The sequence below is a fragment of the Sphingobacterium bovistauri genome, from assembly GCF_020295405.1.
Classification (GTDB): domain Bacteria; phylum Bacteroidota; class Bacteroidia; order Sphingobacteriales; family Sphingobacteriaceae; genus Sphingobacterium; species Sphingobacterium bovistauri.
The window spans coordinates 152,122-172,109 of the sequence record NZ_JADEYP010000003.1; the positions used below are offsets into that span (position 1 = coordinate 152,122).

General features: G+C 33.2%; 19 protein-coding genes. All 19 read left to right on the forward strand.

Features of this window, described 5'->3' with window-relative positions; genetic code table 11:
* Position 1 precedes the first annotated feature (1 nt).
* The 19 genes from IPZ78_RS02830 to IPZ78_RS02920 are packed head-to-tail and all read left to right on the forward strand — an operon-like array spanning position 2 to position 19,987.
* Positions 2–868, forward strand: coding sequence for an aldo/keto reductase (locus IPZ78_RS02830; RefSeq protein WP_225551417.1), 867 nt, complete (start codon positions 2–4; stop codon positions 866–868).
* Positions 862–2,937 carry an aminotransferase class III-fold pyridoxal phosphate-dependent enzyme gene (locus IPZ78_RS02835; RefSeq protein WP_225551418.1) on the forward strand — a complete coding sequence of 692 codons (2,076 nt, stop codon included), beginning with the start codon at positions 862–864 and terminating at the stop codon, positions 2,935–2,937. Before IPZ78_RS02830 ends, IPZ78_RS02835 begins: the two co-directional genes overlap by 7 nt.
* A 15-nt stretch (positions 2,938–2,952) precedes the next feature.
* Entirely contained in the window at positions 2,953–3,987 is a 1,035-nt protein-coding gene (locus tag IPZ78_RS02840) for a GNAT family N-acetyltransferase (protein ID WP_225551419.1), read from the forward strand.
* Positions 3,977–5,002, forward strand: coding sequence for a pseudaminic acid synthase (gene pseI / locus IPZ78_RS02845; protein WP_225551420.1), 1,026 nt, complete (start codon positions 3,977–3,979; stop codon positions 5,000–5,002). Before IPZ78_RS02840 ends, pseI begins: the two co-directional genes overlap by 11 nt.
* A gap of 7 nt (positions 5,003–5,009) precedes the next feature.
* On the forward strand, positions 5,010–6,320 hold the full coding sequence (locus IPZ78_RS02850; RefSeq protein ID WP_225551421.1) for a lipopolysaccharide biosynthesis protein: 1,311 nt from the start codon (positions 5,010–5,012) through the stop codon (positions 6,318–6,320).
* The gene (locus tag IPZ78_RS02855) at positions 6,320–7,564 is read left to right on the forward strand and encodes a hypothetical protein (RefSeq protein WP_225551422.1); all 1,245 of its coding nucleotides are present in this window, start codon (positions 6,320–6,322) and stop codon (positions 7,562–7,564) included. Before IPZ78_RS02850 ends, IPZ78_RS02855 begins: the two co-directional genes overlap by 1 nt.
* Positions 7,554–8,687, forward strand: a complete 1,134-nt coding sequence (locus IPZ78_RS02860; RefSeq protein WP_225551423.1) for a hypothetical protein — start codon at positions 7,554–7,556, stop codon at positions 8,685–8,687. The genes IPZ78_RS02855 and IPZ78_RS02860 overlap by 11 nt, the downstream gene beginning before the upstream one ends.
* Positions 8,688–8,692: 5 nt before the next feature.
* Positions 8,693–9,730, forward strand: a complete 1,038-nt coding sequence (locus tag IPZ78_RS02865; protein WP_225551424.1) for an acyltransferase family protein — start codon at positions 8,693–8,695, stop codon at positions 9,728–9,730.
* 28 nt (positions 9,731–9,758) lie between these two features.
* Entirely contained in the window at positions 9,759–10,895 is a 1,137-nt protein-coding gene (locus tag IPZ78_RS02870) for an N-acetyl sugar amidotransferase (RefSeq protein ID WP_225551425.1), read from the forward strand.
* Entirely contained in the window at positions 10,896–11,510 is a 615-nt protein-coding gene (gene hisH, locus IPZ78_RS02875; protein ID WP_225551426.1) for an imidazole glycerol phosphate synthase subunit HisH, read from the forward strand.
* Positions 11,511–11,516: 6 nt separating this feature from the next.
* Positions 11,517–12,275 (forward strand): AglZ/HisF2 family acetamidino modification protein, encoded by a 759-nt coding sequence (locus IPZ78_RS02880; RefSeq protein ID WP_225551427.1) that lies wholly within the window; start codon positions 11,517–11,519, stop codon positions 12,273–12,275.
* Between the two features lie 10 nt (positions 12,276–12,285).
* Positions 12,286–13,317, forward strand: a complete 1,032-nt coding sequence (locus tag IPZ78_RS02885; protein ID WP_225551428.1) for a polysaccharide biosynthesis protein — start codon at positions 12,286–12,288, stop codon at positions 13,315–13,317.
* Between the two features lie 12 nt (positions 13,318–13,329).
* Positions 13,330–13,752 (forward strand): WxcM-like domain-containing protein, encoded by a 423-nt coding sequence (locus IPZ78_RS02890; protein ID WP_225551429.1) that lies wholly within the window; start codon positions 13,330–13,332, stop codon positions 13,750–13,752.
* A gap of 2 nt (positions 13,753–13,754) precedes the next feature.
* Entirely contained in the window at positions 13,755–14,873 is a 1,119-nt protein-coding gene (locus tag IPZ78_RS02895; RefSeq protein ID WP_225551430.1) for a polysaccharide biosynthesis C-terminal domain-containing protein, read from the forward strand.
* A gap of 15 nt (positions 14,874–14,888) precedes the next feature.
* Positions 14,889–16,028, forward strand: a complete 1,140-nt coding sequence (gene wecB, locus IPZ78_RS02900; protein ID WP_225551431.1) for a non-hydrolyzing UDP-N-acetylglucosamine 2-epimerase — start codon at positions 14,889–14,891, stop codon at positions 16,026–16,028.
* Positions 16,028–17,284: a glycosyltransferase family 4 protein gene (locus tag IPZ78_RS02905; RefSeq protein ID WP_225551432.1), complete on the forward strand. Its 1,257-nt coding sequence runs from the start codon at positions 16,028–16,030 to the stop codon at positions 17,282–17,284. Before wecB ends, IPZ78_RS02905 begins: the two co-directional genes overlap by 1 nt.
* Entirely contained in the window at positions 17,284–18,201 is a 918-nt protein-coding gene (locus IPZ78_RS02910; RefSeq protein ID WP_225551433.1) for an NAD-dependent epimerase/dehydratase family protein, read from the forward strand. The genes IPZ78_RS02905 and IPZ78_RS02910 overlap by 1 nt, the downstream gene beginning before the upstream one ends.
* Entirely contained in the window at positions 18,198–19,175 is a 978-nt protein-coding gene (locus tag IPZ78_RS02915) for an MraY family glycosyltransferase (RefSeq protein ID WP_225551434.1), read from the forward strand. The genes IPZ78_RS02910 and IPZ78_RS02915 overlap by 4 nt, the downstream gene beginning before the upstream one ends.
* Positions 19,176–19,216: 41 nt before the next feature.
* Positions 19,217–19,987, forward strand: coding sequence for a polysaccharide biosynthesis/export family protein (locus IPZ78_RS02920; RefSeq protein ID WP_225551435.1), 771 nt, complete (start codon positions 19,217–19,219; stop codon positions 19,985–19,987).
* Position 19,988 lies beyond the last annotated feature (1 nt).

The window sequence follows — 19,988 nt, forward strand, 5'->3', positions numbered from 1 at the left end:
AATGAAAAGCTTAAGAAAATTAATACTTGGTACGGCGCAATTTGGGCTAGATTATGGGGTAAATAATTCTATCGGTAAAATTTCATCATCAGAAGCCTGTGAAATTCTATGTTATGCTCGTTCTAAAGGTATTCTTACATTAGATACTGCTAGTGCATATGGAGATGCAGAAGAAAAAATAGGTAATTATCATTCGAGCGCTGAAACTTCATTTGATGTTATAACCAAATTTGACAAATTGTTTGATTTGGGGTGGGAAGAATCTATTCAATTAAGTTTAAAAAAAATCAAAGTTCCAATTGTAGAAGCTGCGATGTTTCATTCTTTTTCATCTTATCAGGATTCAAAAGCAGATCTAAAGATTATACAAGCGAAAGGAAAAGGTAAATATTTCAAAAGATTAGGTGTTTCTGTTTATACAAATGAAGAATTAGAAGAACTCCTAAATGACGACAATGTTGAATTGGTTCAATTACCTTTTAATTTATTAGATAACGATAGCCATAGGAATGTGATTCTTCAGAAATTGAAAGATGCAGGAAAAATAATTCATACTCGTTCCGTTTTTTTGCAAGGATTATTTTATAAAAGTTTGACAGAGCTACCTCCAACTCTTATTTCGCTAAAACCTCATTTGCTCGAAGCGAGACAAATAGCTGATGAAGCTGAGGTAGATATAGGAGTCTTGGCTTTACAGTATGTACTTTCTAAGGACTATATTGATGGAGTTTTAATTGGGATTGATAGTAAAGATCAGCTGGAGAAGAATATCCATGCATTAAATCAAAAAATTAATCCTGTTGTTTTTGAAAAGATAGACGCTATAAGAGTAAATAATGTGGATTTATTAAACCCTTCAAAATGGTAAATTCTAAAGTAATTATTATAACACAGGCCCGCATAGGAAGCTCAAGGTTTCCTGGAAAAGTATTGCAGCCTTTAGGAGATGGAACATTATTATCGACTCATCTTTATCGATTAAAAGAGTCTAAGACTGCTGATCAAATTATAGTAGCGACTACTAATGAACCCGATGCTTATAAAATAGAGGAAATCGCAGTAAAAAGTGGCGTCAAAACCTACCAAGGATCGTTGACAGATGTTCTAGATAGATTTTACAACGCTGCAAAACCGTATTCTCCGGATTATGTAGTTAGAGTTACATCTGATTGTCCTTTGATCGATGCAAGTTTATTAGATAATATCGTGAAAAAGACTATTGATGGGGGGTATGACTATGGAGCAAATATTTTTACTGAATCATATCCTGATGGTCAGGATATAGAAGTTTTTACTTTTAGTGCGTTGGAAAAAGCGTGGAGAGAAACAACCCTAATTTCTGATAGGGAACATGTCACGCCATATATTAGAAATAATTCAACTTTTAAAGGTGGAGACCTCTTTGTTTCTTCAGATTTTCCAGCACTAACTAATTTTAACCATGTCCGTATGACAGTGGATGAACCGAATGATTTAGATGCCATAAGTATTTTGGTTGATCGACTTGGGGTTAATGATACATGGTTAAATTACGCAAATTTCATACATAATAATATAGATTTATTTTCTAATCAAAGAATTTTAAGAAACGAGGGATTTTTGAATTCCATAAAACAAGATTTTAATATGGGAAAAGGCCAAGAACTATATAAAAAAGCCAAAATGTTAATTCCAGGAGGAACTATGCTTTTGTCGAAACGTCCCGAAATGTTTCTTCCAGATTTTTGGCCTGCTTATTATTCCAAAACTGCAGGATGCCGAGTGTGGGATTTGGATGGAAAGGAATATAGGGATATGAGTATCATGGGAGTAGGAACAAATACACTTGGTTATAGTCATATTGAAGTAGATGAAGCTGTCATGAATGTTGTTAAGACAGGAAATATGTCAACTTTAAATTGCCCAGAAGAAGTTTATTTAGCAGAAAAGCTCATTGAAATTAATCCTTGGGCCGATATGGTACGATTTGCTAGGAGTGGAGGCGAAGCTAATGCAATTGCAATTCGAATTGCAAGAGCAGCAGCAGGTAAGGACAATGTAGCTATTTGTGGCTATCACGGGTGGCACGATTGGTATTTATCTGTCAATCATAATGATTCGGCAGACGGTTTAAGTAATCACCTTTTACCTGGTCTGAATCCAATGGGGGTCCCTTTAAATTTGAAAAATAGTGTTTATCCATTTCACTACAATAATTTTGAAGAGTTGAAAAAGATTGTAATGGAGAAAAATATAGGTGTAATAAAAATGGAAGTTGTTCGTAATATGGGGCCTGAAGATGATTTTTTACATAAAGTGCGTAAACTTGCAACTGAAAATGGCATCGTCCTCATTTTTGATGAATGCACTTCTGGATTTCGAGAGACCTATGGTGGACTGTTTAAAAAATATGGTGTTGAGCCTGACTTAACTGTATTTGGAAAAACTATTTCAAATGGATATGCTCTTACTGCAATTGTTGGTAAAAGAGAAATAATGGATGCAGCTCAAAAGACATTTATAAGTAGTACCTTTTGGACGGAAAGAATAGGTCCCACTGCCGCATTAAAGGCGTTGGAGGTTATGGAACGAGAAAAATCTTGGGAGGTAATAACTGCAATCGGTAATGGAGTACGTGAAGGTTGGGCTGAGATTAGTCAGAGACATGGTCTTGAAATATCTATTTCGGGTTTACCTGCGTTGAGTACTTATAGTTTCAATTCTCCTGACAGTCAGAAGTATAAGACTTATCTAACTCAAGAAATGTTACAAAAGGGATTCTTAGCAAGTACGAATTTTTATGCATGCATGGCACATAAAGAAAAAGATATTGAGGAATATTTTGATGCTTTAGATGGCATATATCATATTATTTCAAAATGTGAAAAGGGAAATGAAGATATTGATCGTTTGTTATGGGGGGGCGTTTCTCATTCAGGTTTTTCGAGATTGAATTAGTCTATAACAAGGTTTATGAAGAAATTTCCATCTAAATACAAGTGTATTCGCCAAAATGAATATAGTATTGGTGAGTACGCCATTGTGCCCATTCGATATGAGGATCGATTGGATATTATGAAGTGGCGTAATGAACAGATATATCACTTACGGCAGAATGGACAATTGACTCCGGATGATCAAGACCGGTATTTTGATGGAGTGGTCTCGAAATTATTTGAGGACCACCAGCCTAATCAACTTTTATTTTCTTATCTAGAACGAGGTCATTGCATTGGTTATGGCGGCTTGGTTCACATCAATTGGGTTGATCGTAATGCTGAAATCTCTTTTATAATGGACACTTCTTTGGAGGATCAATATTTTCGAAAGCATTGGCAGAATTATTTGAGATTGATTGAGAAGGTCGCATCCCATCAATTGGGTCTATACAAAATATACACTTACGCTTTTGATTTAAGACAGGAGCTTTATTCAGCTATAGAGTCTGTGGGATTTGAACGCGAAGCAACCTTACGCAATCACTGTCTGTATGAAGGAATATTTAAAGATGTGGTTATTCATTCGAAATTTTGTCAATCTATAAATTTTCGGCGGGCATCGAAAGACGATGTAAAGATTACTTTTGAATGGGCTAATGATGTATTAACACGCCGAAATTCATTTTCTTCAGAGGTTATTTCCTTTGATGAACATAAACAATGGTGGTATAATAAGATGATTGACGAAAATGCAAATTATTTTATTTGTGAGGAAAACGGTATTCCAGCAGGTTTAGTAAGGTTTGATAAGGCTAGTGAATCCCCAAATCTTATAATTGGAGTAACCTTAGCACCAAGCCATCGAGGTCGGGGCTTAGCAGAAAAGTTCTTGAAACTAGTTTGTAAAGAAGGTTTAGAAGAAACAAAAGACATTATCCACGCCTATATTAAAGAATCTAATTTACCTTCGATACGAGCATTTGAAAAAGCTGGATTTGAGCTTGTAGAGGAGACGGAAATAAATGGAGTAGTATCCAGAAAATATCAATTGAACAAAAATGAAGAATAAAGTATTTATAATCGCTGAACTCTCTGCCAATCATGGAGGGAAGATTGAAACCGCTATAGAAACGATTCGGGCTGCTAAGCGGGCGGGCGCCGATGCTATTAAGATGCAGACTTATACTGCTGACACTATTACATTAGACTCAGATAAAGATGATTTTATCATAAAGGGAACTATATGGGAAAATCAGAAACTCTATAATCTTTATCAGGAGGCTTATTTACCGTGGGAATGGCATGCGGAGCTTTTTAAAGTAGCCAAGGAAGAAGAGCTAGTGTGTTTTTCCTCTCCATTTGATAAAACAGCCGTTGATTTTTTGGAAACATTAGATTGCCCTATATATAAAATTGCATCATTCGAAATTACCGATATTCCATTGATAGAATATGTAGCCGCAAAAGGAAAGCCAATTATTATTTCAACTGGTATAGCAGATTACGATGATATAAAACTGGCAGTCGATGCTTGCCGATCTGTAGGGAATAATGATATTACGCTTCTAAAGTGTACATCGTCATATCCAGCTCCAGTCGATGAAGCGAATCTTATTATGATGAAGAGATTCGAAAAGGATTTTGATGTGAAAATAGGTTTGTCAGATCACACTTTAGGAACTGTAGTTCCTGTTGTTTCAGTAGCAATGGGGGCAACAGTAATAGAAAAACATTTTATACTTGATAGATCCATTGGAGGGCCAGATGCATCCTTCTCCTTAAATGAAAAGGAATTTACGGAGATGGTTACTGCAGTTCGACAAGCAGAAAGTGCAATCGGTAACGAAAGTTATCTCCTAACTCCAAAACAACAATCTGGTAAAGCATTTTCGCGATCACTATATGTCGTTGAAGATATACGGGCAGGTGAGAAAATTACTGAGAAGAATGTGCGTTCTGTTAGGCCAGGCTTTGGACTTCATCCTAAATTATATAAAAAAGTTTTAGGAATGGTTAGCAAGGTAGATTTAGAAAAAGGTGATAGGCTTTCAACAGAATTTTTAGAAGGCAAAATCTTTTTATAACTGCATAATGCAAAATAAAAAGACTTTGGTCAAAATAGGCATGTTTTATATGCTTAGTAATTCTTTACAAAAAGGGATAGGATTTGTTGTTTTTATGTATTTGGCAAGTTTATTAAATACGGCCGAATATGCTCAATTTGGATTGGATTATTCTTTGCTAACTATATTAATGGCTTTGTCATATGCTGGTATCTATGAAGCACAAATTAGCTCTTATACCGAGTATAAAGACAAAGAGTTATCACAAAAACTTTTTAATGGGGGTAATACTATTTTTATTATTTCTTCATTAACCTCTTTGGTATTTTTTCTAGTATTTTATCTATGCTTGTACGGAATTGACTCTGCTCTAAATTTTTTCGTGATTGGAATTGGTGCGCTATTTCTGTCTTTTTTCACCTATCAATCTATTATTATTCGCATGCGTGACGAGCAGATTGTATCTGTGGTTTTTTCCTTTCTACCCATGGTCATGGCATATTTAGGAGGCTTTGCGTTTGTTTATTTCCATCGGAGCAGTGATTCATACTTTCTTGGCAGTCTTATTTTTGTAATTATTTCGACATTAATACTTTTACCAGTGTTAATAAGAAAAAAAGTCTATTTTACATTAGATGGTGATGTATTAAGTGCCATTAGTGAAAAATTGCTTCCATATATCGTTATTACGATATTGTTGTGGTTGTCTGGATATGGTAATACATACTTAGTTAAATATTTATTTACAGAAGTACATGTTGCTACATTTGTGTTTCTATACACACTGTCTTCAATTTTGCAGTTGGTAGCGACTTCTATGAATCAAGTCTGGGTTCCTAAATTCTACAAAGACTATAACTCACAGTCTGTTAGTGTATTAGAGGTTAGTTATAGGAAATTTACTATGTTTTTGGGGGCTGTAGTTGGGTTCGTAGGTTTTTGTATTATATTGATTCTTCCGTTCATATTTGGCGTGTTTCGAGAATTTGACAAGTTCAATGGAACTTCTATTGAGCTCTTTTTTCTATTCGCTGGGTACGTGGTGTCAATACCTTGGTGGCATTGCCAAAATTATTATATGATAAATAATAAAGGCAAAAGCTTAATGAAAATTTCCTTGTACTCATTTTCTTTAGGCTATATATTATGGATAATTTCTATGTTTATTTTTGGAGAGATGGGAATTTATATTGGTTTTTTTATCCAAATGGCTGTGAGGACTCTTTTCATATATATGCGAACAAAAAAAGAGTTTGAAGTTAAATCAGATTGGGAAGGGATAATAATAGGGATGAGTTTCCTTTTCTTAGCAATATTAATTATTAAATATGTTTATTAATGGATTATAAATTATTAAAAAAAATATTTCTGGATCTCTTCAAAATCGATAAAGTAAAATATAAGAAGATTCCGGTTTTAACAGTTGCTCATGATAACGATAGAGGTTATCTTTATAATGGTAGATATTATTCTCAGTTAATCGATAGTATTGAAGACGATCTTAAGCAAAATGGAATCCAATGTCTTTCAGTCGCAAGAATAATATCTAGTATTAAAGGCGATATTGCTTATGGAGATGTAGTCTCTCCAGAAGGAGCTTTTGCAAGAGCACTAATTACAAAAAGACTAAAAGGTCTTTTTAACGGCAAAAAATATCCTTATTCTCACATGGAAGAGCGTATCTGGGGACATATACTAGATGAAACTGGGGCTAAGAAAGTGATTGCAATTTTGCCATCTAGAGAACTATGTGTTGCATGCCATAAGCGGGGAATTTGGGTAGCTGATGTGCAACATGGCGTAATCGCTAATCGACATTATTGGTACGGAGTTGATTTTAGAGGAAATGATCCAAAAAATTATTTACCAAGTGCTTTTTTAGTTTGGGATGAACCTAGTGCACAAGTGCTTGAAAAATATTGTATTGATAAAGATGTTGATGTTATTCGAGTAGGAAATAGGTGGGTAGCTCGTTTCGTGCCAATAAAACCTGCTGACAATATGGCAAAAGAAATTTTTCATAAAGAGAGGTTAGAAGATACGGAGAAAAAAACTATTCTTGTAACTCTCTCTTGGGGAATGATGGACGTGGTAAATGGTATTATTCCTTCTTCCTTGGTTGAACTCATTAAGGAGACATCTAAAGAATATAGATGGTTGTTAAGATTACATCCTAATCAACTAAAGGGTTTTGCTACCAATGAATTTAAAATCTTTATAGATTTGTTCAATGCTGAGTTAAAAAACCACGCTGAATGGGAAAGACCAAGTTATATGTCTCTTCCAGTTTTGCTTTTGCAAACAGATCTACATATATCATGGATTAGTTCAACAGCTATAGAGGCTTCTCAAATGGGGATTAAATCCGCTATGTTAGATTCTAGATTGCGTACAGGAGAGTTTCAAGATGATTATTATGAATATTATCGAAATAAGGGAATGGTAGACTTTATTGAGAATGATAAAGAAATAATTAAGAAATGGATTGAGTTGAATGTTTCTGTTGATAAAATTCCAGACGATTATACTGAATTTAATGAAAACTATAATAAAGTATTATTAGCAACAGCAAATGTGGAGTAAAATAAAAGAACATAAGTTTTCTATCTTTTTCCAGTTAAGTGTCATTGTTGCGATGTTGAGTGTAAACCGAATGTTGTTTTATATTCCTTTTTTTTGGGGTGTTAGTTATATTTTTTTTAAGAACATTAAGGAGCTCAAAAAAGCAGATAAATTACAAAGAACTTTTATGTTCTTTTTATTACAAGCTATGATATTTGGTTTAGTAATTAATGTTTTTTGGGAACCAAGTGTGTTATTCCATTTTATTATCTCATTGGTTACTTTCACATCAGCATTTCTATTAACGCGAAATGTTGAAGATTATTACATAGCTAGTAAATATTGTTTAGTTTTTTATCAGGTTTCTTTTATACTCGTTGCACTTTCACAAGGTTTCAATAATTTTCCAATTGAGGTTCCATTTGAGGAAATAATTCCTGGTGGTAGTGCAAATGGCATTACTTCTTTTGCAGTTCTTTTACAAATAAATTTCACGATTGTTTCATTACTTGTTAAAAATGAGTCGACCGTAAGGACTTCTCTTTTAACCTTAGTGATAGCATTAATCGGTTTTGGTAGAGGTTCAATTGTCTCTTCATTTTTATTAGTAATTATTTCAGTCTTCATATCTCTTGGCCTACAAAAAAAATTTAAAGCAATAGGTATAACTATTTTTCTAATTATCACCACATCTTGGATTTTGACGAGTTATTTTGAACAAGTAACTTATTTTATAGAAAGTAAAACTAAGTTGTCTCAGGGGATGGTGGATCAAGCAAGATCTGATATGATTAATGTATATTTATCTAGGATGGATTTTCCTGCGATTTTTATTGGTGCAGATTATGATAATAGTGTTATTGAAACAAAGTATGGAGGGAACCCTCATAATTCGTTTATTCGTGCCCATCATATTTTCGGATTGTTTTATTTAGCGTTTATAACTATAATTCCTTTGTTTCTTGTCTTAAAGATTAAGGAAAATTGGAAAAAGCTTATCTTATGGATGTTATTTGGTATTTTATTTTTTCGGGTATTCTCAGAACCCTTAATTTGGCCAACAGTTTTTGATTTTTATTATTTTTCTATATGCATTATTATGATGAGAATGAAAAGAACAAGGTACCATTACTTAATTAAATAATATTTATGTCAAACACAATTTATAATAATAATTTTAATTTAATTAGGATCCTAGCTGCTACTCAGGTTTTAATTATTCATACATGTAATCATTACGGCTATGATTCCTGGTTTATCAATGCACTTCGATGTTTCCCTGGAGTTCCAATATTTTTTTTTACAAGTGGGTTCTTAATCGGAACCACTTTTATTAAAAATCAGGAGAAAGGCTTAAAGGTTTTTTACATTAATAGATTCTTACGTTTATATCCCGCTTTATGGTTTTGTATTATTTTAAGCTTGTTTTCAGTTTATGTTTCAGGATACTTTGATGAAGCATCTTTTAGTATTTCAAATTTTTTGACTTGGATTTTAGCTCAGGGTACCTTTTTACAATTCTATAATCCTGAATTTATGAGAGATTATGGGGTTGGAGTACTAAACGGATCTTTATGGACAATTGCTGTAGAAATACAATTTTATCTTCTTACTCCAATTCTTTATTTTTTTTCAAGATTAAGGTTTCCATTTAACTTTATGCTTTTTATTATTTCTATCCTTATAAATGTTTGGTTAATATTTAACAATAATTGGGATAATTATTTTGTAAAACTTTTATTTGTTTCTTTTATCCCATGGATTTATATGTTTTTAATAGGTTTTTATATAGCTAAAAACAAAAGCCTTACACTACATTGGGTGAAAAAAGTTAATATTTGGGTTGTTTTACTTGCATATATCGTAAGCATGAATTTCATTGGTAATTATAAAGTTAATTCAAGTGATGCAATTCATCCAATCGCAGTAATTCTTCTCTCAATCTTAGTGTTTAAATTTGCTTATATGAATTTACAAATGCCACAAAAGATTAGAGATTACTTAAATAAATACGACCTCTCTTATGGAGTATATATCTATCATATGCCAATAATAAACCTTTTGTTGTTTAATTTTTCTTATTTTGGAACCGTAAATAAGATTTTCATAACTATAGCCTCAACTTTTATTCTTGCACTAGTGTCATGGGTATTTTTAGAAAGTAGAGTTTTGAAACTAAAAAAATAATAATAATAGACATTCTAGCAAAAAAACTATGAGACCATACCAAATATGTACAAAAACAATAATGGATACAACAGATCCGAATATTGTTTTTAATGAACAAGGAGAAAGTGATTATTATACGAATTATATAGAAAATATAAAGCCGAATTGGCATACAGATAATCGTGGATACGAGGAGCTGATGCTAATTGCGGATAAAATTAAGAAAACAAGCAAGAACAAAGATTTCGATTGCATCATTGGATTGAGTGGCGGATTGGATAGTTCTTATGCGGCATATGTTGCTAAAGAGATAATGGGTATCCGTCCATTGATATTTCATGTTGATGCTGGCTGGAATACGGATAGGGCTGTAGGTAATATAGAAAAATTGATTAATGGATTGAATCTTGATTTATATACTGAAGTGATTAATTGGGAGGAAATGAAAGATTTGCAAGTTTCCTTTCTGAAATCTCAGATTGCGGATCAGGATTTGCCTCAAGATTATGCTTTCTTTTCAGGGTTGTATAAGTTTGCGAAGAAGCATAAGATAAATTATGTTTTGACTGGAGGAAATTTTTCTACAGAGTGTTGCCGTGAACCTGAAGAGTGGGGTGGATTTCCGGGTATTGATGTTCGATTAGTTAAGGATATCCACGGTAAATTTGGAAAAAGACCATTAAAAACGTTTCCATTAGTTGATATTTTGTCTTATAAAATCTATTATAAGTATGTTTATGGGATGGAAGTCTTCAAGCCTTTAAATTTGATTTCTTATATAAAAGAGGATGCAGAGAAGTTGTTGCAGGAGCGATTTGGCTGGGAACCTTTCCAACACAAACATCATGAATCGCGTTTTACACGTTTTTACGAGGATTATTGGTTGCCAAGAAAATTTGGATTTGAAAAACGTAGAGCGCATTTTTCTTCTCTTATTTTAACAGGTCAGATGACTAGAGAAGATGCTTTGGATCGTATTTCAACACCAGAGCTTTCAGAGGAATTCTTGCAAAAGGAATTTGAGTATGTTGCAAACAAGTTAGACCTGACAAAGGAACAGTTGCAAGAAATATTCGAAGGTCCAAATAAGACTTTTATGGACTATAAGAATAAAATGGGCATTATTAAATTTGGAGCTCAAGTAATGCAAAAATTGGGTATGGAAAAACGTTTATTTAGATAGATGATTACATTAATTGATTATGGGGTAGGCAATATTAATGCTTTTGTAAATGTTTACAAAAGAGTAGATGTTCCAGTTAAAATAGCTAGAACTAAAGATGATTTAGTAGGAGCTGAGAAGTTAATATTACCAGGTGTCGGGCATTTTGATCATGCCATGACTCAGCTTAATAATTCCGGGATGCGTGACACTTTAGATAAGATGGTGTTGGAAGATAAAATTCCTGTAATAGGTATTTGTGTTGGAATGCAAATGATGGCAAACCATAGTGAAGAAGGTAAGTTAGAGGGCTTGAAATGGATTGATGCTTCAGTGCGTAAATTTGATGAATCAAAAATTAATCAAGTTACTCGTTTACCACATATGGGATGGAATGATGTTAAACCTGTTAAGGGTATTTCTCTTTTTAATGGATTAGAGAAGGATGCTATTTTTTATTTTCTACATACATATTATTTTGAGTGTAATCAGCAAGAGGATATTATGGCAGTTACTGATTACGGTGGTGAATTTGCTTCTGCAGCTCATCATGAAAATAAATATGGGATTCAATTTCATCCTGAAAAAAGTCATCAGTACGGGGAAATTTTATTGCATAATTTTGCTAAAATATAAGGATTTATGTTAAGACCAAGAATTATCCCTAGTCTATTAATCCAAGACAACGGATTAGTAAAGACGGTAAATTTTAAAAATCCGAAATATGTTGGTGACCCGATCAATGCTGTAAGAATATTTAACGAAAAGTCAGTAGATGAATTGGCTATTTTTGATATTGACGCGACGGTGAAAGGCTTGGAACCAAATTATAGCTTGATAGAACGTATTGCTAATCAGTCAAGAATGCCTTTGTGCTACGGTGGTGGTGTTAAGACGGTGGAGCAGGCACAGCGAATTTTTGGATTAGGTATTGAAAAGATTGCTTTATCATCTTCAGTATTACAAAATCCTCAGTTGATTACGGATATTGCAGATCGCGTTGGTGCACAATCTGTAATTGTCGTCCTCGACGTTAAGAAAAAGTTGTTTGGAGGATATGAAGTTTTTACGCATAATGGTAAAAAGGGAACCGGAATTAATCCATTTAAGTTTATTAAGGAGGCTCAGCAAAGAGGTGCTGGAGAGATAGTAATAAACTCTATTGACCAAGATGGCGTGATGAAAGGTTATGATCTAACTTTAATTGATAAAGCAAGGGAACAAACATCATTGCCGATGACTGTCTTAGGAGGGGCTGGCTCCCTTGAAGATATTCAACAAGTTATTAATAAGCATAAAATTATTGGTGTTGCAGCAGGAAGTCTCTTTGTTTTTAAAGGGGTGTATAAAGCTGTATTAATTAACTATCCTGTAAAGGAAGAAAAGGAAAAATTGTTTTAAATCTGAATACATGGAAATTAAAGATAAAATCTTATTAATAACCGGTGGTACTGGTTCATTTGGCACAGCGGTGTTAAATCGTTTTTTACAAACAGACCATTTTCGCGAAATCCGTATTTTCTCTCGTGATGAAAAGAAGCAAGATGATATGCGAAACTTATATAAGGATAATAAAATTAAGTATTATATAGGAGATGTACGTGATTATGCGTCTGTCGAACCCGCTACTCGAGGAGTAGATTATATTTTCCACGCTGCTGCATTGAAGCAAGTTCCTTCATGTGAATTTTTTCCAATGCAAGCGGTAAAAACAAATGTCGAGGGAACACAAAATGTAATACGTGCCGCTGCATCGAATGATGTTAAAAAGGTTATTTGTCTTTCCACAGATAAAGCTGCATATCCAATTAATGCTATGGGAATATCCAAAGCTATGATGGAAAAAGTCGCGGTAGCAGAAGCACGCAATTTAAAGGATACTGTTGTGTGTTTGACACGTTATGGAAATGTTATGGCATCTCGTGGATCAGTAATTCCATTATTTCTAAATCAAATTCAAAAGGGAGATCCTATTACGATTACAGATCCAAATATGTCTCGTTTCTTTATGTCATTAGAGGATGCTGTTGATTTAGTGCTGTTTGCTTTTGAACACGCTAATCCAGGGGATCTTTTCGTAAACAAAGCGCCAGCGGGAACTATTGGTGATCTGGCTCAAGCTTTAATTGAGCTAACAGGAAAGCAAGTTCCAGTCAAAGTAATCGGTACTCGACATGGAGAAAAATTGTATGAAACATTATGTACGCGTGAAGAAATGATGAAAGCAGAAGATATGGGCGATTTTTATCGTGTACCTGCTGATAATCGTGATTTGAACTATGCTAAATATTTCTCTGAGGGAGAGCAAGATGTTTCTAAGATAGAGGATTATCATTCTCACAATACGGAGCAACAAGGAGTCGAAGGTTTGAAGAAACTAGTATCCTCGTTACCTCTAATTCGTAAAGAAATTTTTGGTGAGGATGTACTACAATACCCTTAAGAATTACTTGTCATGATGAACTTTATTGAGGGAGGAATAGCAAAAGATCAACGCGGGCAAATAAGATTTGTTAATGATTTCGATATGAGCCTAGTAAAGCGTTTTTATATAATTAAAAATGATGACTTAGAATCGATTCGTGGATGGAGAGCTCACCGAATAGAGCAGCGCTGGTTTTATGTGCTTTCGGGAGCTTTCTCTATTGATATTGTGAAAATAGATCATTGGGAAAAAGTATCAATAGACTTAGAAGTTAGAAATGAAACTTTGAGTTCCTTAAGCAATAATGTTTTGCATCTTTCACCTGGTTATGCTACAGCATTTAGAGCATTAGAGCCTAATAGTGAATTACTTGTTTTTGCTGATTATGGAATAGAGCATGCTTCTGAAGATGATTATACATTTCCGTTAGATTATTTTGTTAACAGAATTTAAGCATGAAAAGAGTAGGGATTACAGGTCAAAATGGTTTTGTAGGAAAACATTTATATAATACTTTAGGATTATTTCTAGAAGAATTCGAAAGAGTGGATTTTCAAAAGGATTTCTTTGAAAATGAGACGAAATTAGATGAATTTGTTGCACAATGCGATGTTGTTGTACATCTGGCAGCTATGAATCGTCATGAATCAGAACAGTTTATCTACGAAACTAACGTTGGTTTAGCGAATAAACTGGTTGAATCTTTAAAAAGAACGAATTCTAAAGCGCATGTGTTGATGTCTTCTTCTACTCAGGAAGAAAAGGATAATCTTTACGGGAAGTCGAAAAAAGAAGGTCGTGAAGCGATTGTAAATTGGGCGAAGGAAAATGGTGGAAGTGCTACCGGATTAATTATTCCTAATGTTTTTGGAGCCTTCGGAAAACCATACTATAATTCTTTTATTGCCACATTTTGTCATCAGCTTACGCATGGCGAGATTCCTACGATTGCTAATGACGGCGAAGTTAAGTTGATTTATGTTCAAGAATTGGTTAATAGAATTATAGATGAAATCCACATTGGCCAATCAAAAGCAGAATGTGTCGTTGAACCAACGGCTACTAAAAAAGTTTCTGAAGTTTTAGCCCTATTAAACTATTACAAAGAAAAATACTTTGACAGAGGAGAAATTCCTGAGTTAAATAATAAATTTGATCATAATTTGTTTAATACCTATCGTACATATATTGACCATAAAGATTTTTTTCCAGTTAAATTCACGCAGCATACAGATTCTAGAGGAGCTTTTGTAGAGGTTATTCGTTTGGGAATTGGAGGTCAGTGTTCGTTTTCTATATCCTTGCCAGGGATTACGCGTGGTAATCATTATCATACGCATAAAATTGAGCGTTTCGCAGTTATTAAAGGAAAGGCATTAATCCAGTTGAGAAAAATAGGTACGGATGAAGTTCTTGATTTTAATTTAGAAGGAAGAGAGCCTGCTTATGTAGATATGCCAATTTGGTATACTCATAATATTAAAAATATAGGAGATGAAGACTTATATACCATTTTTTGGATTGATGAACCGTTTAATCCAGAAGATGCAGATACCTATTTTGAAACTGTTTAATATCTAAACATAAAGATGAAAAAATTAAAAGTAATGACGGTTGTAGGTACACGACCAGAAATCATTAGATTATCACGAGTATTATCAGCTTTAGATGCTTCTGAGGCTATCGATCATATCATCGTCCATACAGGACAAAATTACGATTACGAACTGAATCAAATTTTCTTTGAAGATTTAGGGCTTCGTAAACCAGATTATTTCTTAGAAGCAGCAGGTAAAACAGCAACAGAAACGGTTGGAAATATCTTGATTAAAATTGATCCACTTTTAGAAGAATTAAAACCTGATGCTTTCTTGGTTTTAGGGGATACAAATTCATGTTTGTGTGCAATTCCTGCTAAAAAGCGTCATATTCCAATTTTTCACATGGAAGCTGGAAACAGATGTTTCGACCAAAGAGTTCCTGAGGAAACGAATCGTAAAATCGTAGATCATACTTCAGATATTAATTTAACGTATTCTGACATTGCTCGTGAATATTTATTACGTGAAGGATTACCTGCGGATCGTATTATCAAGACTGGTTCGCCTATGTATGAGGTTCTTACTCATTATTTGCCTCAAATTGAATCTTCGAATGTATTGGAGAAATTAAATCTGAGAGAGGGAGAGTTTTTTGTCGTATCTTCTCATCGTGAGGAAAATATTAACTCAGAAAAGAACTTCCGTGGATTAATGACATCTCTAAATGCAATAGCAGAAAAGTATCAATATCCAATCATTGTTTCGACACATCCACGTACACAAAATATGATTGATAAGATGCAAATCGAAATGCGTCCCGAGGTACAATTTTTAAAACCTTTAGGCTTTCATGATTATAATGCACTACAAAAACGTGCTTATGCCGTATTATCTGATTCAGGAACGATTAATGAAGAATCGTCTATTTTAAATTTCCGAGCATTAAATATCCGTCAAGCACACGAACGTCCCGAAGCTATGGAAGAAGCTTCAGTAATGATGGTCGGGTTGTCTCCTGAACGTATTTTACAAGGATTGACTCAAGTTTTACAACAGAAAGTTGGTGAAGAGCGTAATTTCCGTCCAGTAGCAGATTATTCCATGCCAAATGTTTCTGAAAAAGTGGTACGAATAATCATTTCTTATACGGATTATATTAAAAGAACAGTTTGGTCTGAGGAGATATAATGCACAAAGGAAAAAAAATATTAATTCATAGTATCGCTTTTAGTCCGGATGGAGTGTCCACAGCATATTTGTATAATGACATTGCAAAAGGATTCAAAGAAAAGGGGTATGAGGTTGTGGTTCTAACGACTACCCCTCATTATAATGTTGTAGAATCTGAGCTCAAGAAGCAACCATTAAAAAAGCGAGCACTGGGCCTATTTTATGAAAGTAATTTTGAAGGAATTAAAATCTTGCATGTTCCTCAAAAAAAATTTAAATCGACTATTCTTCGTTTATTTGGCTTTGTATATTGGCATATAATGGCTATTATTTTGGGCCTAAATGAGAAGAATGTTTTAGCATTATTGTCGCCATCTCCACCATTAACAATAGGATTTATTAATCTTTTAATAGGAAAAATTAAGGGGGCTAAAGTTGTATATAATGTACAAGAAATTTATCCCGATTTTTTAATAGAACAAGGAGGTTTAAAATCAAAAATTTTAATTAAGATTTTAAAATGGCTGGAACGATATGTTTATAATAAGTCAGATGCAGTAACGACAATTGATGAGATTTTTTATAAAACGATTGTTAGCCGTTTTGATGACAAAATTAAGCTTCATATTATTCCTAATTTTGTTGATACTGATTTGTACAAACCTCTTGATAATTCAACGATAAATTTGGATCCACACATTTTCCCTCAGAATAATGATATCAAACTTATGTATGCAGGGAATATTGGTCATGCACAAGACTGGGAACCAATGGTTCAATTGGCTATTTATTTAAAAAATGAGCCCTTTGAATTTTATGTAATTGGTGAAGGTGTTATGAAATCTTATGTAGAAGATAAAGTAAAGGAAAATGGATTAAAAAATGTTCATATTTTACCTTATCAACCACGTGAAACTATGCCTCAGCTATTGGATTATGCCGATTTGCAATTCATATTTATGTCTAAAGAGATGGAAGGGCATGGGTTTCCATCTAAAGTATATACGATCATGGCTTGCGGCAAACCATTATTGGTTTGCTCAGGAGAGAAGTCACCTATAGTTAATTTTTTAAAACCTATTGATTGTGCTGCTTTAATAACTACATCACGCTTTGAAGTAAAAATTAATGAAATGGTTAGTTTTTTAAGGAGGCAGAGTAAAAAAAGCCTGCAGGAAATGGGAAAAAAAGGTTTAGAGGAAGTAGATAAATTTTATTCAAAAGATGTTGTCGTGAATAAATATGTTGATTTAATAGATAATTTATTGGATTGATGAAAGTTGCTATTACAGGTGCCTCAGGTTTTGTTGGTCAAAATTTGAGTTCTTATTTTGGGAAAAAGGCTGTTGATGTCCAGAATTTCAGTTTAAGAACTGATGATTGGAAGCAAAATGCTGTTTTTTTTAATGTTGATGCTATTATTCACTTGGCGGGTAAAGCACATGATACATCAAATACATCATCCGATGCTGAGTATTTTCAGGTCAATAGAGACCTAACTATTCAGCTTTTTGATAAATATCTAGAATCTAGTGTTAGAGATTTTTTCTTTTTTTCTTCTGTTAAGGCAGTAGCTGATACGGTAGATACAATCTTATTTGAAGGCGCTGATTCTAAGCCTAAAACTGCTTATGGGAGATCAAAATTCGAAGCTGAAAAATATATTCTAAGTAAAGAATTGCCAATCGGAAAGAGAGTTTTTATTATTAGACCATGTATGATTCATGGTCCTGGTAATAAGGGAAATCTTAATCTTTTATATAAAATTGTCGAAAAGGGAATCCCATGGCCTCTAGCTAGTTTTGAGAATGAGAGGTCTTTTTTGGGTATAGATAATTTATCTTTTCTTCTTTTTTCTATGGTAAAAAGGGCGGATTTGCCATCTGGTATTTATCATTTTGCAGATGATGAAATGTTGTCAACGAATGAATTAGTAACACTAATTAGTACAGTTTTGAAAAAAAAGGTGAAGTTAATGCGTATTCCTCGTAGTATTGTAAACAATTTAGTTAAAATTGGAGATGTTATTTCGCTTCCGCTTAATTCAGAGCGCTTAAAGAAACTTACCGAGTCTTATGTAGTGTCTAATGAAAAGATAAAAAATGCGTTGGGCATTGAGCGTCTACCTTTAACTGCTAAAGAAGGATTAGAGATTACTATATCATCATTTATAAAAAATAAAAATCAATGATATATTTTACTGTATTCATAATATTGTTTGTGTCAGAACTTCTTTATTTTAGGATAGCAAATTACTATAACATAATTGATAAACCAAACGAACGTTCGTCACATAACTCAATTACATTACGAGGGGGGGGGATTGTATTTTATTTTGCTGTATTAAGCTATTTTATTTGGTCAGATTTTCAATATCCTTGGTTTTTTTTAGGTTTAACATTAATGACCATAATTTCATTTATCGATGATATTATCTCACTTTCTAATAAATTACGATTAATAGTTCATTTTTGTGCTGTATTATTAATGGCTTATGAGCTTCAGATATTTGATTTGCCGTGGTACTATCTGTTGGGTTTCTTCTTTATTATAATAGGGGTAATTAACGCATATAATTTTATGGATGGGATTAATGGTATTACCGCAGGTTATAGTCTTGTTGTTTCAATATTATTGATTATAGTCAATTATAATATAAACTTTATTGCTAACGATTTACTAATATTTACAATATTAGGCTTAATCGTATTTGCATTTTTTAACTTTAGATCTAAGGCAAAATGTTTTGCTGGAGATGTAGGATCTGTGGCTATTGCATTTATATTATTGTTTTCGTTATGTTCTCTAATTCTACACACAGGGAATTATATTTATATATTATTTTTGACTGTTTATGGATTAGATGCTGTATGGACAATTTTACAACGTTTGGTTAGGGGAGAGAACGTATTTAAGGCGCATCGTTCGCATTTATATCAATACTTAGTAAATGAAAAAGGAAGTAACAAGTTAATGGTGTCACTATCATATAGTGTCATACAATTCATGATTGGTATTGTGACTGTATATTTTTCACATGAATCAATTAAAGTCCAGTTAGCGTATTCACTCTCTACAGTAATTTTTGGTAGTTTCATTTATTTATTAATAAAGTCTACTATTTACAGGAAATATGTATTGAAAACAACTTCTTCTTCGTTATAAATAATTATAATCCCTATTTTTAGACCATTAAATATATTGTTATGAAAAGAATTTTATATCTTGTAATACTAATCCTTGTTTTGGGATCATGTGCATCTCGAAGAGAGGTCGTGTATTTACAAGATTCAAATGTAGTCCCCGAAAATATTTATATAAAATATGCACCTAAAATACAACAGGAAGACTTGTTGACAATTACTGTTTCTGCGGCAGATTTAAAAGCAGTTTTACCATTTAATCAGCTGAATCCATATCAAGTGCAATCTGCTAATTCTACAGATTTTGCATTTAAACCTACATATCTTGTCGATAATAATGGGGAAATCGATTTTCCAGTGATAGGTAAGTTAAAATTGGGGGGACTTAGTCGTTTGGAGGCTACGCAAGTCCTGAAAACACAATTAACAGAATACATTGTCAATCCAGGAGTAAATATAACATTCGCTAATTTTAAAATAACAGTGTTAGGTGAAGTAAATAAACCCGGGACCTATAATTTATCACAAGAAAGAGTAACTATATTAGAAGCACTGGGGTTGGCTGGGGATATGACAATCAAAGGAGTAAGAAATAACGTGTTATTAGTTAGGGAAAAAAATGGTGAAAAAGAAATGCATAGATTAAATCTGTTAACAGATTCTATTGTTAACTCTCCATATTTTTACTTGGCTCAAAATGATGTTGTTTACGTAGAACCAAATACCTCGCAAGTTAGAAATTCTAGATTTGGACAGGATACTAACGTCTGGATTTCAATCTCAAGTTTATTAATAACCATAACAGCTTTAATAGTTACAAATATTAAAAATTAAC